The following is a 15,888-nucleotide window of genomic DNA, read 5'->3' on the forward strand; positions in this document are numbered from 1 at the left end:
GATTTTCTCTTTGTTTTCGAGGGTTATGCGGGTGGGGCTGAGCACTGACCTCTGAGCCTGGAGGCCCGAAAGCGGTCTCTCAGAGCCGTTATTCTCCGGACCTCATGACTGCGCCCGTTTGGTGAATTTCTTATAAGCCATTGTTATATATATAGAAAATCCAGCGTCAGAAATTGCTTGGATTGGAGTCGCGTTTGCGTCTGCCGCGACCGGGTTCGGAAGTTCTCAGGCCATGGCCCTTTCCAACCTCTGCTTCCGACGCTCCCAATCGGGCATCAACTTGTCGAGCAGCTCGAAGAAGGCAGCACCGTGATGAGGCTCCGCCACATGGCAGAGCTCGTGGGTGATCACGTAGTCGATGGCGTCGACCGGCGCCTGCACGAGGCGGCGGTTCAGCAGCAGGCGTCCGGCCGGCGACATGGACCCCCATCGCTGCCGGGTCTGGCGTACGATGAGACCTTTCGGCCTGAATGCCTCCGGATCCGGGAAGTGGCCGAGACAGAGCTCGATCCGCTCCGGAAACTTGATGTGTGCCCGGTCCCGGTACCATGCCTCGACCAGTTCGCGCGTCACCTCCGGCCTGGTCGGCCGGTGTGTCTGCACAACGATGAAGCCGCGGATCAGCTTCACGCTTTCCTGGACATGCGGGACGACCTTCAGCCGATACTGGCGCCCGAGGTAGAGATGGGTCTCACCGGCGACAAACCTGCGCTCCGGTGTTCTTGGAAGGAACTGGGCGAAGTACCGCTGCTGCCGCGTCACCCATGCCGCGCGCTTTCGCAGCTTGGCTTCTATTGCGTCGAGCGTCGCGTCCTCTGGGGCCGCGATCACCACCGAAGCATCCGGCTCGACAGCGATCTCTAGCGTCTTCCTCCGACGGCGGACGATCTCGTACCGGATCTCCTGCTCGCCGTACTGCAGGCAGTGCAGTTCCCGCGTCATGCCGCGAACCGGGCCCGAGCAAGATCCATGATCTTGAGTTCGAGATCGTCGAGCACCTCCACGGGCAGGTCGACGCCCCTCTCGTCACGCAGAACGTCGAAGAAGTAGTCATCAATGGCATTGCGCAGTTTGTTCTGGGCCACTTCGTTCGACCAGATGTCGACGATCAGGTGGGACTTGATGATGTCGATGATCTCCAGGGCGATGGATGCTGCTTCGTCGCCGGCCACCGGCTCATCGTCCGTGATCTTGAGCTGGCCTTCCAGGACGCCGAAGAACGCCTGTGCATCCTCATCCCCCCGGATGCTTTCGGGAACATCCCGGCCCCGATCCTTGCGTGCCACCTTGCTCGCGAGGTCCACGACGCTGTTCAGGTACTCGCGCTCGGACAGCCGCTTCTCGCGGTAGGCGCGGATGGTCTCTTCGAGCAGCTCGGAGAACTGTTTGTAGAACGTCGGGTCCTCATCCATCTTCTCGGTGATTGCCCGGCGGGTCGCGCTGGCGATGCGGTCCGCCCTCGAGGCCTCGGAGACCCCCGTCTCCTCGACGACAGCCTTCAGCGCGTCGGGGTCGTTGATGTTGACCACCTCGATGATAGTCTCCGCCGGCATCGCCACGACATGGTCATCAAGCAACTTCTGGATCTTCGGTTCGAACTCGCGGACATCGACCGTCTCCTGGTAGCGAAGCTGGACCGAGCGCTTGAGTTCGGAGAACTGTTTCCAGTCCCGCTTCAGGGCATCGACCTTGGCTTCGTCGAAGACATCGAACAGCTTGTCGGACGAGAGCGAGATGTGCAGGCACCGGCTGAATGCCTTGAGGCGTGCGTAGAACTCGTGGCGAAGCGACTCGTCGGCAAGGTGCTGCTCGAACTGCTCCATGTCCTTCTTGTTCCGGACCGGCTTGAACAGGTCCCAGAGCTGATCGTGCAGCTGGGGCAGCTTGCGGATCTCCTCGCGGACGTCGTGCACCGTCTCGGCGAGGTCCGCCGCCTCGTAGCCCTCGAATGCGCTATAGGTCGTTAGGGCGCTGTCGAGCTCGCCCAGCAACCCTTCGTAGTCGATGATGAAGCCGAACTGCTTCTCCGTGCCACCGTCCTCGTAGAGGCGATTTACGCGCGAAATCGCCTGCAGGAGGTTATGTTCCTTCAGGGACTTACAGACGTAAAGGACCGTGTTACGGGGCGCGTCGAAGCCGGTGAGGAGCTTGGAAACGACGATCAGGATCTCTGGATCGCCGGAGCCCTTGAAGGCGTCGATGATCTGGCGGTTGTACTCCTCCTCGGTCTTGTACCGCGCCATCATTGACGACCAAAATTTCCGCACGAGGTCCTTGGATTCCTGGTCGACCTCCTCGTTGCCCTCGTTCTCGTCTGGCGGCGAGATGACGATCGCGCTCGACACGTGGCCGATCTCGTCGAGGACCTCCTTGAAGCGGACGGCCGCGGCCTTCGACGGGGCAACGAGCTGTGCCTTGAAGCCGGTCCCCTGCCAGTGCTGGCGATAGTGCTCGGAGATGTCGAACGCCTTGGCTCGGATGGCCTGGTCGGTCTTGGCCAGCGTGTCCATCCTGGAGAACTTCCGCTTCAGGTCGCGTTTCTGGTTCTCGGTCAGCCCCTCGCTGATCTTGTCGAACCAGCGGTCGATCACGGCGCCCGAGACCTGCTGCTCGACAAGCCGTCCCTCGTAAAGCAGCGGCACGACGGCGCCGTCGGCGACCGCCTCGTCGATGGCGTAGCGGTGGATCAGCCGGCCGAAGGTCGAAAGCGTATTTTTTTCCTTCTTCAGCAGGGGCGTTCCGGTGAAGCCGAGGTAGCAGGCCTTGGGCAGGAGACGCCGCATCTTGGCGGCGAACTGGCTGTGGCCGCCGTAGCGCCCCGTCTGTGTTCTGTGGCTCTCGTCGACCAGCACGAAGATGTTAGGATCGTCGTCCGCGAGCTTGCTATTCTTCAGCGCCGTGTCGAACTTGTTGATGATTGTAGTGACCAGCGGCGCCTTGTTGTGGACGAGCTCAAGAAGGTGAGACCCGCTCGTCGCGCGAACCGGCTCGAGGTCGCAGGACTTGAAGGTGTCCTTGATCTGCTTGTCGAGATCATCGCGGTCCGTGACGATGATGATCCTCGGGTTCTCGATACTCCGTTCCAAGGCGAGCGAGCGCCCCAGCATCACCATCGTAAGCGACTTGCCCGAACCCTGCGTGTGCCAGATCACGCCGCCCTTTCGGGCGCCGCTGACATCATGCTGCTTGACCGTCTCGACCGCGCGCCGGATCCCGAAGAACTGCTGATGGCGTGCCACCTTGCGGACGCCGCCGTCGAACACGGTGAAGCGGCGGATGAGGTCGAGCAGTCGCTCGGGGCGACACAGCGCGTACACCGTCCGGTCCTGAACCGTGACCGCGCGCTCGCCCTCGGCGGCCATGGCGTCGAAGTAGGCTCGCGCGCCCGCGAAGTCGCCGGAGAAGATGGCACCTTTCTCCGGCGCGGTGAGCACGCGGTTGGCGAAGGGCGCGATGGCCTCGTCGGTGTCTTCTTCGTCGCGCCACTCGGCCCAAAACTTCGGTTTCGTTGCGACCGTCGCATACCGCGCCGTACTCCGGTTCATGCCGATCAGCAGCTGGGCGAAGTGGAAAAGCTGCGGGATGTTGTCCTCGTTCTGGTAGCCGATCAGCTGGCTGTCCGCCTTCTTCAGGCTTTCGGTCGGCCGTTTGTTCTCGATCACCAGGATCGGGATGCCGTTCACGAACGCGACGATGTCGCAGCGCTTGGTCTGGCTCGATGCGGTCCTTTCGACCGAGAACTCTGCCGTGACGTGGAAGACGTTGTTCTCCGGCCGCTCCCAATCGATGTAGCGGAACGAGTAGCTCTTCGAGTCGCCGTCGATGGACTTCGTGATGGTCGTGCCGAGGACGAGCGTGTCGTAGATGTCCTGGTTCGTGCCGCGCAGACCCTTCAGCCGATCTGGCGTGGGCTTGAGCCGCCGCATCGCCTCGTGCGCGTCCTCGAGATCGAAGGCATACTCCCGACCGCGATGCGTGAAGCGATTGATGCGCATCAGCTGCTCGGCGAGCACATCGTCCAGCACCACGTTCCGCAGCCGCCCACCACGCAGTCGCAGGGCCTCCTCCTGCGAAAGCGGGGTGAACCCAAGCGCGACGAGCAGCTGCAGCGCTGGCACCTGAGACTGGTGCTTCTCGGCGGCGTTGAAGGTCATGGGGCGCACTCCCGGGCCCGGATTAACTTGCGGTTAAGGGGCTCTGTGTCTATATATGGATCAAAGGATTGGGCATTTCCCGGTCGACAAAGGGGTCCTGGAGCTTCCGGGGCCCCTTTGTTTTTTCCGGTCTGACAAGTGCTTAGGGGAAGCATTTGAGCCCTCCCAGCTTGGGCCGGATGATCTCGAACGCGCGGTTCGGCTGGCCGGGGCGCAGCTGCGACAGGGCGATGGGCCGGGCGGTCAGGTCGGCCAGCTGCAGGCCCGAGGCGTTCGCGGCCTTCGGGATGAACACCGGCTGGAAGTCGAAGCGGCCGAAATCGTGCCGGCGCCAGCCCCAGTGGCTGTCGTTCCCGGCGATGCGGCGGAACTCCAGCTCAAGCTCTACATCCTCCCTGGCGCCCCGGCTCTCGAAGACGACATGCACGGTCTTCCCGTACTGATTTTCCGCCGTCAGCATGATGTGTAGCCGCTCCATGCAGAAATGCAGGGCGATCTCGTACGGGTTCCAGGGGTTCGCGTATTTCGCGCGATGCTTCTCCTTCTGGATGACAGACGCGAAAATTGTCATCGGCGCCGCCTCCATCAACGCATTCAGCTCTTCGAAGAAGCGCTCACGCAGTTCCCTGCTTGTTCGGAGGAAACCGAAAGCGCCCTTCGACTTGCTGATTTCACTTTCGTGCAGAACGACCGAGTCGTGGCCCCAGATGCCGAACTTGAACCGCTGCATGGCGGGCACGACGGCGCCGACATATTCGTCCTTGCGCATGACGCAGAAGGTCAGCGCGAACATGGGATATTGCAGGTCGATGCTGACCATCCCGTGATCGCCGCTCTCGTCGGCATAGACGATGAAGTCGGAGAAGTCAGGCAACCGGCGCCTCCAGCTTTACCCGCCACTCGCCCGTCAGCAGCTTCTGCATCAGGCCGCGTTTCTGGCGGGTCAGGGCAGCGATCCGTTCGTCTTCGAGGGCAAGGTCGGCTTCGAGTGAGCCGAGAGCGAGGGCGTGCGCTTCTTGCTCGGCAACGGGCGGTGCGGGGATGTACATGTCCCCGAAGTCGCGGAAGGCGATCTGCTTGCCGTCGCGGATACCGAAGATCAGCTTGTCTAGGCGGCCGATGAAACTGCGGGACTTGAAGAAGTGGCGGTAGTAGTCGCCGATCAGGTCGGTGGTCGGCCGCAGGACCGTGTAGGCCGGGCTGACCAGCCCGATGATGCTGGAGTATTCGAGACCTCCCTCGAAGGAACGCAGGCTGATCACGAAATCGCCCGGACGGACTACCTTGTAGGTCGAGGTGTCGCCGTCAGGCATCGCCACGCGCCGATCGAGCTCGTCGCGGCGGACAATCCCGATATCCTGCATCACAGCGAGAAGCGGCAAATCTGGGCGCGCACGTTCCGACACCGTCTCGAACAGGTCTCTGGCGCGCTGGAGCCGGTTGTGGGAGGCGTACTCTGCCTCGAACAGCCTTTGCCGCAGCGAGGAGATGCGACGAACCTTCGTCGCGCGGAGGGCGGTGAGCTTTTCGAGCGCCTCGTCCCAGGTCCGCAGGATCTCGGCGATCTTGCGTTGTTCGGGGAGCGGGGGGACGGAGAGCCGGATCGACGCGAGCGCGTCCAGATTAAGCCCTTGCATTGTTCCGCCGTGGCTCCGGCGATCCAGCAACCGTTGCAGTGGCGGCTGCTCCAGGGCAGCTTCGGCGAACTCCGGCAGGATGCGCGACCTGTCGAACGCAATTCTAACAAGCCGCGGATTGATGATGCCCTTTGGCGCTCCATGAGGGACGCGATACACGCGGCCGATCGTTCCCATCATGGTCATGAGAATATCACCGGGCTCAACCGCGCAACTCTTGTGCCGACGAAAAGTGGCCTCAGACACAAAGTAGGCTTCCGCGTCGAGGTCTTTGGCAACAACTTCCTGTTGACCATAGACTTTGTAGCCCGAGGCTTCGTAGGTCGCCTTCGTCACGGCGGAGCCGAAAGGGCCGGCCTTCAAAACAGGGCGGCGCCCGTTGCCCAATTCGTCTATCCGGGACTCGGCCCATCCTTCAAGCATCAACGCCGAGCTCCTTCAGATACCCGGCCATCTTCACCCGGACCTCGGCCAGTTCCGCCTCGATCCGCTGGATGTCCTTTTGCACGGCGGCGACGTCGATCTCGTCCTCCGCCTCGAAGGTGTCGACGTAGCGGGGGATGTTGAGGTTGTAGCCGTTCTCGGTGATCTCCTCGGGGCTTGCCCGATGCGAATACCGCTCGACCGCGGCACGCGTGCTGTAGGTCTCCAGCACCTTGCCGACATGCGCCTCGTCCATCACGTTCTGGGTCTTGCCCGGCGTGAACTCCTTGCTGGCGTCGATGAACAGCACGTCGCGCCGGTCCGCGTTCGCGCCGCCTTCCTCGCGCGAGCGGTCGAAGATCAGGATGGCGACCGGGATTCCCGTGGTGGTGAACAGGTTGGCGGGCAAACCCACGACCGCGTCGAGCAGGTTCTCCTCGATCAGCTGCTGGCGGATGCGCCCCTCGGCCCCGCCCCGGAACAGCACGCCATGCGGCACGATCACCGCGACACGGCCGGACTGGCGCTTCGCGATCTCGATCATGTGGGTGATGAAGGCGTAGTCGCCCTTGGATTTGGGCGGCACACCGCGCCAGAAGCGCTTGTACTGGTCACTGTCGGCGTCCTCTGCGCCCCACTTGTCGAGCGAGAAAGGCGGATTGGCGAGCACCACGTCGAAGCGCATCAGGTGGTCGCCCTCGACCAGTGCCGGGCTGTTGAGCGTGTCGCACCACTCGATGCGGGCGGCATCCTTGGCGTGCAGGAACATGTTCATCCGGGCCAGCGCCCAGGTCGCCCCGTTCACCTCCTGCCCGTAGAGGGCGAAGTTCTCGGAGCCGACTTCCTGCGAGGCCTGGATCAGCAGCGAGCCGGACCCGCAGGCGGGATCGCAAATCGTGTTGCCGGGCTGCGGCGAGGCCAGCTTGGCCAGCAGGCGGGACACGGCGGTGGGCGTGTAGAATTCGCCCGCCTTCTTTCCGGCGTCTGAGGCGAAGCGCGAGATCAGGTAGATGTAGCACTCGCCGATGATGTCCTCGGTCACCCGCGACGGGCGCAGGTCGAGGGCAGGCTTGGCAAAGTCCTCAAGCATGTTCTTGAGGCGGCGGTTACGATCCTTCGGCCGGCCGAGATTGGCCTCGGAGTTGAAGTCGATATTGCGGAAGACGCCCTCGAGCTTGGCTCGGTTTGCGTCCTCGATTTTTTCCAGCGCGATGTTGATCAGCTCGCCGATATTGGCCTCGTTCCGCTGGGCGTGGAGGTCGTAGAAGCTGGCGCCCTCAGGCAGGATGAAGCGCTCGCGCTCGAGGCGCCGGCGAATGCGTGCCTCGTCGTCGCCATACTGCTTGCGGTAGGTCTCGAGGTGGTCGTTCCAGAGGTCCGAAATATACTTCAGGAACAACATCACGAGGATGTAGTCCTTGTACTGAGCGGGATCGACTGCGCCCCGGAAGGTGTCGCAAGCAGCCCAGGCGGCATTATTGACTTGGTCTTGGGTAATCTGGTTGGTCATCAGACAATTTCCTTCTGGTCGGCGGCCTTCGCGGCCTCGCCGAGAATGGCGCTTACGAGTTCGTCCCGGCGAGCGGCGAGCTGTCGAAGCAGTTTACCCTCCTGCCGAGCCAAGGCATTGAGTTCGACGATGCGTTTCTGCGTGGGCAGGTCAGGGACGGCGATCTCGAGGTTTTCGAGAACCGCCATCGGGATCATCCGGAGGCTTGTGCCCTGTGCTTCCGCGCCTAGCCTGCGCTGCGCGTCGGGCTGGTTGATGGCCCAAGCGAGGTATTCGGGGAGAACGCGGGCCTTGTCCGGGCGAACGATCACCAGCGGAACGATGACCACAGCAGGCTCCGGAAGCGGATCGCTAATTGCCGCCGCAGCGTTCGGCTCGCCGCGCGAGCGAAACACGACCTCGCCACCACGGACAAAGTATCGGTCGGGCAGCTTGCCCAGATCGTACCGTTGGAAGTCTGGGCCCGGTGCCGCGCCTTCCGTCCCGACATCACGCAGCTGCAGTGCCGGCACGCCGCCCTCAGGCAGCGGTTCGAGCCTGCCGCGTGCCGTGTAGCCGGAGTGAATATCAGAGAGCTCCGCGAGCCGCATGGAAAAATCCTCTGTAAGGCGCTTACAGAGATCTAGGTTATCTAACCCGACGAGTCAATCGTTCGAATTGCAGTTTTTGTCCTACAGAGAAAAATGCGAACTCTGCAGCTGCCATGCGAGGGGGAACGGCTCCAGTCCTTGTGCCAGCGTAACCTCCGGCCCCTGCTTCCCGTCCAGGATTGCCTCGACGATGTCCGGCGCTAGTAGCGTCAGGCGCAGGACGCGGGTTATGTAGGATGGTGCGATCCCCTCTCGCTCGGCAAGTTCGGAAACGGTGGCGAACTCACCCGACTCCAACAGACGCTTCCAGCGGAACGCGGGGGCCAGTGCCTTGACCAGCGTGTTGTCCGCCTTGCGGTCTGGCCGGACGCCATGGGGAAGCTGCATCTCCTTGCGCCCGCCGCGCTTCACGATCCGAAACGGAACGTGGAGCGTCATGGTCTCGGGGATCGGCGGCTCGCGGGTCATGCGGCCGCTCCCATGTCTCCAGCACGCATCTCGCGGGCGAGGCTCCCCAGACCATCCATGCGCAGCCGGACGTTGAGCCCATCCGTGCCGATGTCCACGCGCTCGATCAGCAGCGCCACGATACGCGCCTGCTCGGCGGGGAAGAGTTCGCCCCACAGCGGGTCGATCTGCTGCAGCGCGGCGCGGGCGTCGGCTTCGGTGATGTCGCTGGCGTGGGCGCTCGCCGCCTTCCACGTCCCGGCCACGATCTCGGGCTGGCGGAACACGGCGCGCAGCTGGTCAATGACCGCGGCCTCGATCTCCCCCGCTGGCACGCGGCCGATGGGGCAGGATCCAGCGCCATGCTTCAGCACTGTCTGGCTGACATAGTAGCGGTACAACCGCCCGCCCTTGCGCGTATGCGTCGGCGAGAAGGCCGCGCCATCCGGGCCGAACAGCAGCACCTTCAGCAGTGCGGGCGTCTCAGCGCGGGTGCGCGCGGCACGCTTGCGCGGGCTCTCCTGCAGGATCGCGTGGACGCGGTCCCACGTCTCGCGGTCGATGATGGCGTCGTGCTCGCCGGGGTAGCTGTCGCCCTTGTGGACCGCCTCACCGATGTAGGTGCGGTTGTTCAGCATCCGGTAGAGGTACTTTTTGTCGATCCGGTTGCCGCGGGGCGTGCGGATGCCGCGTTTCGCGACCTCGCGCGCCAGTTCGGTCCCCGATCCGATTTCGAGGTAGCGGGCGAAGATCCATCGGACATGCTCGGCGGCTTCTTCGTCGGCCACCAGCTTCCGGTTCTCTACCCGGTATCCGTAGGGCGGCACACCGCCCATCCACATGCCCTTCTTCCGGCTGGCGGCGACCTTGTCGCGGATCCGCTCGGCAGTCACCTCGCGCTCGAACTGGGCGAAGCTGAGCAGGATGTTCAGCGTCAGCCGGCCCATCGACGTGGTCGTGTTGAAGGACTGCGTGACCGAGACGAACGTGACGCCGTTCCGGTCGAACACCTCGACCAGCTTCGCGAAGTCGGCCAACGAGCGGCTCAGGCGGTCGATCTTGTACACGACCACGACATCGACCAACCCGTGCTCGATGTCGTCCAGCAACCGCTTCAGGCCGGGGCGTTCCAGCGTGCCGCCAGAGACGCCTCCGTCATCGAATTGATCCCGGACCAGCACCCAGCCCTCTGAGCGCTGGGACGCGATGTAGGCCTCGCACGCCTCTCGCTGGGCATGCAGGCTGTTGAACTCCTGCTCCAGCCCTTCCTCGGAGGATTTCCGGGTGTAGACCGCGCAGCGCAGCTTGCGGACGACCTTCGATTTTTCGGGCGGCTTCGTCATGTCCGGCTCCTGTGATTGCGGAAGCCGAAGAACACCCAGCCGTTCCAGCGCGTGCCGGTGATGGCGCGGGCGATGGCGGAGAGCGACCTGTAGGGCCGCCCCTGCCACTCGAAGCCGTCGGCGGTGACGGTGACGACGTGCTCGACGCCCTGCCACTCGCGCAGCAGCCGCGTACCGGTGATGGGGCGGTCGCGATCGGCGCGGATGCTCCGCTTCGCACGGTCGCCGCCGTCTAGTTCCTCGCCGAGTCGCTCCAGCCGCCGGATCGTCTCAGGCTTGAGCCCGCCGTAGGTTAGCTCCTGGATCCTGTAGGCCAGCCGGCTCTCCAGGTAGCGGCGGTTGAAGGGCGGCGGCTCGCTGTCGAAGAGATCGCGCCATTGCTGCTTCAGGTCGGGCGTCGTCGCGGTCCTCAGCGCAGCGAGGCGCGCGGGAATGGGATCATGCGTCGTCATGCCGGTCTCCGTTCAGTCGGGTTCGCATGACCGCTCCGGTCGGGCGGGAAGTGTAGCGAACTCTCTCCGACGGCCCCGGACGCTTCGTCGCAATGACGCATGCGCATCCGGACTAGCCCGCGCGCCAGTATGCGGCAGAGTTCAGCGCGCCGTTCCGCGGGCGTCATCAGGAAAGGCGAAAGAGGGTTCGGGGCCTTCACGCGCGACGCCCGCCGGAGCGGCCCCCTTCCTCGAAGGCGAGCACATCGGCCATGCCGTATCTGATGGAGCCGCCGATGTTGGTCCAGGGCGGGCCGTAGCGCTCGGCGCGCCAGCGCTGCAGGGTTCTGGCCGACACCCGCCATCGGGACGCCAGTTCGCGCTCCGTCATGAACGCCAGCGCGCCCGGCCTCCGCTGCGCGTTTTCGTCGTGATACGTCATTTCTGTCGGCCCTCCGTCCTGAAGCGTCAGAAGGGGCGTGCCACAGTCGGCCGCTGGCGTACGGGAACACCCGCACCCCATGCCGAATAGATCTGAATTACAATGATATCAGCGGGTTGAAGGGTGGCTATTCGCTCAACGAATAGGTCTATTTGGCGACCAGTCCTCCGGAATGAAGGCTGCGCCGCGCCTCAGATACTTTCGCACCGTTTCGGTCGACACCTGCATCCCCATTGATGCCGCAAGATCGGTGATCTCCTTGAGGATGGGACTGCGGTCCTGCTGCGGATCATAGCCGAGATGGTCGATCGCCATGGCGGTGAACAATTGCGCGATCGTATCGACCTCCCTCGGATCTTGCCGCGGCGGCGCGGCAGAGGCAGCCGGCTCGCGGGCTTCTTCAACGTGGTAGCGACGGAGCAGGCGCAGCAACTCGGGATGTGCGTCGAAGGCCACCTTGTCGACCCAGGCAAGGAAGGATTTCGGCGTGACCCGGCAGTCGGTGGACCTGAAGCAGAACTGTCGAACCAGCTGTTCACGCCTACGGATGAGGAAATTCAGCGTCGGCCAATAATCTCCATGGCGCTCTCTTGGCGCGGCGGCCAGCTTCGCAAGCTCCGAAGAGTCCAGGCTGCCCGGCTCGACGCCGACGGACAGACAAAGAAGCTCATGGATGGTGAAGATCGCCATCTTGCTCCAGTGCTCGAAATCCGCTGCATGATCAGGGTGCCCAAACCCGGAGGCATGCCAGGGCGGCATGTGCCTCACGCCGTTCCGGATCTTGTCCTCTCGGAACCTGCGCCAATCGTCGAGCAGGTCATCCGTGTCGTCCTCGACCTCGCCCAGCAGAACCGAGATCTGATGATCGTCATAGGAGAGCAGCTTCTCCGCGCACTCCTTGATCATGGCCTCTCGAAACACGGCGTAGGCGTTATGCATTTCGAGATTGTAGGGACCGACGGTCTCTACAATCTCCGGCCTCGACCAGGTCCACAACGCCCCCAGCTTGGCCTTCAGGAGCTTCTCCCGCCTTGGATCCATCATCGCAATCACCTGCTCGCTGAATGTCGGTGGTCCTTGGTCTCCGGTGAACATCATGCGGCGCTCGCGCCTGTTCTGGCCAGACCCGACACGGCGAATCACAACGATCGTCGCCGGCGGGCGGATGAGGCCCTTTACCAAAACCAGCGGAGCGAATGTCGGCGCATGTCGCCGAATGTCAGAAAATGACAATATAACAATGACTTGAGCGATTTGCTATGCTGGCGGGGCCGGGCGGCGCGTCTCCTTGAGGCGCCACCCGGCCGGGATCGCCGGAGGGTTTGGATGACCGTGGCGACGATCCTGCACTGGCACACCACGGGGCGGGGACGCATGCCACACGCAGTCCGAAAGGCCGAAGCGTGTCCCCCGGCGCCAGATCCGGCGTCGAATAGTAGCGGCCGACCCTGAAGCGCGGATCACAGCGACTTCGGGGGCCTGATGCGACGGGGTGGCTCCGGCCAGAACGTACGCGGAGGGCACGGGAACCAACCCCGGATAGCGGGGCTGATCGTCCTGTGCCTTCGCTCAAGGGTTCACCAACCAGAACATGGTTAGTGAATAGTCGAGAGACACGCGCGCGAGGGGCTGGGTGGGGGCTGGGCGGCGCACGGGACGGACAGCGTATCGGGCGAGGCGGAGGCGGAGGCGGTTCGGCGTCAGAACAGGCGGATGTGTGGAATGTCGCTGTCGAGTGCCGTCCTGCCCCCTTCTCTCTCGGAACCCCTGTTAGCCAGTCTCGGCCATGGGTGCGGCCGGCTCGGTCGGCGCCGGCTCTCGCCGCCCTCCGTCACCATACGAACGCTCAACCCAAAAGCGCCGACAAGCGGCTCATCGCGCCGTCGCGGTGGAGAGTTGCTGTTCGGGTATCGGAAGCACGACCGCCCCCCTGTCCGACAGCCCTGACCAGCGACGTCTGTGACGCTTGTGACGCTTGTGACGCTTCAAACCATTGGTCCCCTCACGCGCGCGCGCGTGAGAGGAGGACTGGTTTAATCCGTCACAAGCGTCACAAGCGTCACAACGGCGGCAGACGCGCGCCAGGCTCTGCCTCGGCGGGGACGGCCTGGATCAGGGTGAGCCTTGAAAGGCGCGTCGTTTGTTGTCGCCGCATGACGCTGATCGGCAGAAACTGTCATTCTATCAGTTAGTTACGGGAGATGATATACTCCGAAGCGAGGCGCGGGGACGGCGCGCGGTCTATTCGGAGGCGGGGGTCATGGGCTCAGTGCGGCGGAGACGGGACGGAGAGGAAGCCGAGGAGGCGACCGGGTTCCGCGGGGCCTCGGCGGTGGAGATGCGCGCGGTGGAGGCGCTGATCCCCTATGCCGGCAACGCCCGGACGCATTCCGAGGCGCAGGTCGCGATGATCGCCGGCTCGATCCGGGAATACGGCTTCAACAACCCGGTGCTGGTGGACGGCGCGAACGGCGTGATCGCGGGGCACGGGCGGCTCCTGGCGGCGCGGAAGCTCGGGCTGGAGCGGGTGCCGGTGATCGAGCTGGCGCATCTCTCCGAGGCGGCGAAGCGGGCCTACATCCTCGCCGACAACAGGCTGGCGGAGCAGGCGGGCTGGGACAGGGAGCTTCTGGCGCTGGAGGCGCAGGACCTCTCGGCGCTCGGGATCGACCTGATGGACCTCGGCTTCGAGAGCGCGGAGCTGGACCGGCTGCTCGGAATGGACGGGGAGGAGGACGAGGGAACGTCCGTCCCGCCCATCGTCATCCCGGAGCCCCCGCGGAACCCCGCCTCGCGGACCGGGGATCTCTGGCTCCTCGGCGAACACCGCCTGCTCTGCGGCGACAGCACCAGCCATGCCGATGTGCGCCGGCTGATGAACGGCGAGCGGGCGATCCTCTTCGCGACAGATCCGCCTTACCTGGTGGACTATGACGGCTCGAACCACCCGACGCGGAACAAGGATTGGTCGGCCTCCTACGGGACCACCTGGGACGACAGCTCTCAGGGCTCGGAACTCTACGACGGCTTCATCGCCGCCGCCGTCGCGGAGGCCATCGCGGATGACGCGGCGTGGTATTGCTGGCACGCCTCGCGCCGGCAGGCGATGCTGGAGGAATGCTGGGAGCGCGCAGGCGCTTTCGTCCATCAGCAGATCATCTGGGTGAAGGACCGGGGCGTGCTCACCCGGTCCCACTATCTCTGGAGGCACGAGCCCTGCTTCATGGGCTGGCGCCGCCCGAACCGTCCGCCGAAGGTCGCCGACGAGACGCTCTCCTCGACCTGGGAGATGCCCTCCTTCGCGAAGGCGGACCGGCCCGACCATCCGACGCCCAAGCCGCTTGACGCCTTCGGCATCCCGATGCGCCAGCATGTCGAGCGGGGCGGGCTCTGCTACGAACCCTTCTCGGGCTCGGGCTCGCAGGTCATGGCGGGCGAGGCGAACGGACGCCGGGTCTACGCCATGGAGATCGGCCCGGCCTATGTGGACGTCGCGATTCTACGCTGGCAGGCGGAGACCGGGCGCGACGCGATCCTCGACGGGGACGGACGGAGCTTCGCGGAGATACGCGCCGACCGGCTCGGACCAGAGGCGGAGGACGGCGCAGAGGCCTACGCGCACGACAGCCCCGAACTGGAGGCGGTCTGATGCCCGGCAAGTTCAAGACCCTGACGGAGGCGCAGCGGGCGGAGGTGGAGACGCTCGCCGCCGTGCTGACCGCCGGGCAGATGGCGGACTATTTCGGGATCGGCCGGACCACGCTCTTCTCCCTGATGGACCGCGACCCCGATTTCGCTGAACGCTATAAACGGGGCAAGGCGCGGGCGGTCGGCGCGATTGCGCAGAGCCTGATCGCCAAGGCGCGGGGCGGCGACACCGCCTGCATGATCTTCTTCCTGAAGACGCAGGCGGGCTGGCGGGAGAAGGACCGGCTGGAGGTCACGGGCGCGGATGGCGGCCCGGTGGAGGTGACAGGCGCACGCGAGCGGCTCATCGCGCTGCTCGACCGGCATGCGGAGCGGCCCGTTATCGAGGGCGAGCCCGCCACGGCGCCTCTCGCCGATGATCGCGACCGGCGCGGCTCGGCGCTTGTCGATGCGGAGACGGACCGATGAGCCCCGCTTCCCCGGATATGGTCTCAGGCCGCACGGACGCCGCGCTGCTGGCGGAGGCCGCCGCCGCATTCGCAGCCGGGCTCGGCCTGGCGGTTCTGGGTCAGCTGGCCATGCTCCCGCTTCTCGGTCTCCTGGCGACCTGGCTCCGTGGACGGCTGACCGTGTCGCCCCGGTTGCGGGGAGGGTCTGTCTCATGATGCGGGGCCGGAAACCGAAGCCGCGGGCTCTGGCGAAGCGGGGGGCGAAGGCGGATGCGCCGGCCTCGCTCAACACGCTGCCGCGCTGCCCGGACCATCTCTCGGCGGAGGCGCGGCGGGAATGGCGGAGGCTGGCTACGCCGCTCCACAAGGCGGGCGTGCTCACGGTGGCGGACCGGGCGGCGCTCGCCGCGTATTGCCAGTGCTGGTCCCGCTGGGCCGAGGCGGAGCGGCGGCTGGCGGAGACGCCCATACTGCTGAAGACGCCCTCCGGCTATGTGCAGCAATCGCCCTGGCTGACCGTCGCGAACAAGCAGCTCGAACTCATGGCGCGCTACATGGCGGAGCTCGGTCTCACGCCCTCGGCGCGGGCGCGCGTTCCGGCGATGCAGCCGGAGCCGGAGCATGACCAGATCGACAAGGTCGAGATCGTTCTGGTGAGCCCGAACCCGGACGGCACGACGACCGAGACGCGGCTGGAGCGCGGTCCCTGGAACACCGACGGGCGGCGGCAGATCGAGGAGCGCCGGGAGCCGGTCCATCAGCAGATACGAATGCTGGACGGGATCTGAGCGCCGCTGCGGTCCAGCCGACCTAA

Annotated in this window: 15 protein-coding genes; 4 read left to right on the forward strand and 11 right to left on the reverse strand. The window is 64.7% G+C overall.

The window, feature by feature from the left end; all coding sequences use genetic code 11:
- Positions 1-225: 225 nt before the first annotated feature.
- The 11 genes from ACE37J_RS16300 to ACE37J_RS16350 all read right to left on the reverse strand — a co-directional run bounded on the left by ACE37J_RS16300 (position 226) and on the right by ACE37J_RS16350 (position 12,075).
- A complete protein-coding gene (locus ACE37J_RS16300; RefSeq protein ID WP_409712820.1) occupies positions 226-942 on the reverse strand; it encodes a M48 family metallopeptidase in 717 nt (238 codons plus the stop codon).
- Positions 939-4,154, reverse strand: coding sequence for a type I restriction endonuclease subunit R (locus ACE37J_RS16305; RefSeq protein ID WP_409712922.1), 3,216 nt, complete (start codon positions 4,152-4,154; stop codon positions 939-941). The genes ACE37J_RS16300 and ACE37J_RS16305 overlap by 4 nt, the downstream gene beginning before the upstream one ends.
- A 142-nt stretch (positions 4,155-4,296) precedes the next feature.
- Complete coding sequence (locus ACE37J_RS16310) at positions 4,297-5,028, reverse strand: DUF3800 domain-containing protein (RefSeq protein ID WP_409712822.1); 732 nt, start codon at positions 5,026-5,028, stop codon at positions 4,297-4,299.
- Complete coding sequence (locus tag ACE37J_RS16315) at positions 5,021-6,214, reverse strand: restriction endonuclease subunit S (RefSeq protein ID WP_409712924.1); 1,194 nt, start codon at positions 6,212-6,214, stop codon at positions 5,021-5,023. Before ACE37J_RS16315 ends, ACE37J_RS16310 begins: the two co-directional genes overlap by 8 nt.
- On the reverse strand, positions 6,207-7,724 hold the full coding sequence (locus tag ACE37J_RS16320; RefSeq protein WP_409712824.1) for a type I restriction-modification system subunit M: 1,518 nt from the start codon (positions 7,722-7,724) through the stop codon (positions 6,207-6,209). The genes ACE37J_RS16315 and ACE37J_RS16320 overlap by 8 nt, the downstream gene beginning before the upstream one ends.
- On the reverse strand, positions 7,724-8,314 hold the full coding sequence (locus ACE37J_RS16325; protein WP_409712826.1) for a restriction endonuclease subunit S: 591 nt from the start codon (positions 8,312-8,314) through the stop codon (positions 7,724-7,726). Before ACE37J_RS16325 ends, ACE37J_RS16320 begins: the two co-directional genes overlap by 1 nt.
- 81 nt (positions 8,315-8,395) lie before the next feature.
- Positions 8,396-8,782 carry a hypothetical protein gene (locus tag ACE37J_RS16330; protein ID WP_409712828.1) on the reverse strand — a complete coding sequence of 129 codons (387 nt, stop codon included), beginning with the start codon at positions 8,780-8,782 and terminating at the stop codon, positions 8,396-8,398.
- On the reverse strand, positions 8,779-10,104 hold the full coding sequence (locus ACE37J_RS16335) for a recombinase family protein (RefSeq protein ID WP_409712830.1): 1,326 nt from the start codon (positions 10,102-10,104) through the stop codon (positions 8,779-8,781). The genes ACE37J_RS16330 and ACE37J_RS16335 overlap by 4 nt, the downstream gene beginning before the upstream one ends.
- Entirely contained in the window at positions 10,101-10,556 is a 456-nt protein-coding gene (locus ACE37J_RS16340) for a DUF2924 domain-containing protein (protein WP_409712832.1), read from the reverse strand. Before ACE37J_RS16340 ends, ACE37J_RS16335 begins: the two co-directional genes overlap by 4 nt.
- A 196-nt stretch (positions 10,557-10,752) precedes the next feature.
- Positions 10,753-10,977 (reverse strand): helix-turn-helix domain-containing protein, encoded by a 225-nt coding sequence (locus ACE37J_RS16345; RefSeq protein WP_409712834.1) that lies wholly within the window; start codon positions 10,975-10,977, stop codon positions 10,753-10,755.
- Between the two features lie 135 nt (positions 10,978-11,112).
- Complete coding sequence (locus ACE37J_RS16350; protein WP_409712836.1) at positions 11,113-12,075, reverse strand: hypothetical protein; 963 nt, start codon at positions 12,073-12,075, stop codon at positions 11,113-11,115.
- A gap of 1,240 nt (positions 12,076-13,315) precedes the next feature.
- Here ACE37J_RS16350 and ACE37J_RS16355 point away from each other — a divergent pair.
- The 4 genes from ACE37J_RS16355 to ACE37J_RS16370 are packed head-to-tail and all read left to right on the forward strand — an operon-like array spanning position 13,316 to position 15,862.
- Positions 13,316-14,626, forward strand: a complete 1,311-nt coding sequence (locus ACE37J_RS16355) for a site-specific DNA-methyltransferase (RefSeq protein WP_409712926.1) — start codon at positions 13,316-13,318, stop codon at positions 14,624-14,626.
- Positions 14,626-15,093: a hypothetical protein gene (locus tag ACE37J_RS16360; protein ID WP_409712838.1), complete on the forward strand. Its 468-nt coding sequence runs from the start codon at positions 14,626-14,628 to the stop codon at positions 15,091-15,093. Before ACE37J_RS16355 ends, ACE37J_RS16360 begins: the two co-directional genes overlap by 1 nt.
- Positions 15,090-15,290: a hypothetical protein gene (locus ACE37J_RS16365; RefSeq protein WP_409712840.1), complete on the forward strand. Its 201-nt coding sequence runs from the start codon at positions 15,090-15,092 to the stop codon at positions 15,288-15,290. The genes ACE37J_RS16360 and ACE37J_RS16365 overlap by 4 nt, the downstream gene beginning before the upstream one ends.
- Positions 15,290-15,862, forward strand: coding sequence for a phage terminase small subunit P27 family (locus ACE37J_RS16370; protein ID WP_409712842.1), 573 nt, complete (start codon positions 15,290-15,292; stop codon positions 15,860-15,862). Before ACE37J_RS16365 ends, ACE37J_RS16370 begins: the two co-directional genes overlap by 1 nt.
- Positions 15,863-15,888: the final 26 nt, after the last annotated feature.

The organism is Pikeienuella sp., assembly GCF_046290545.1.
In the GTDB taxonomy this organism is placed as follows: domain Bacteria; phylum Pseudomonadota; class Alphaproteobacteria; order Rhodobacterales; family Rhodobacteraceae; genus Pikeienuella.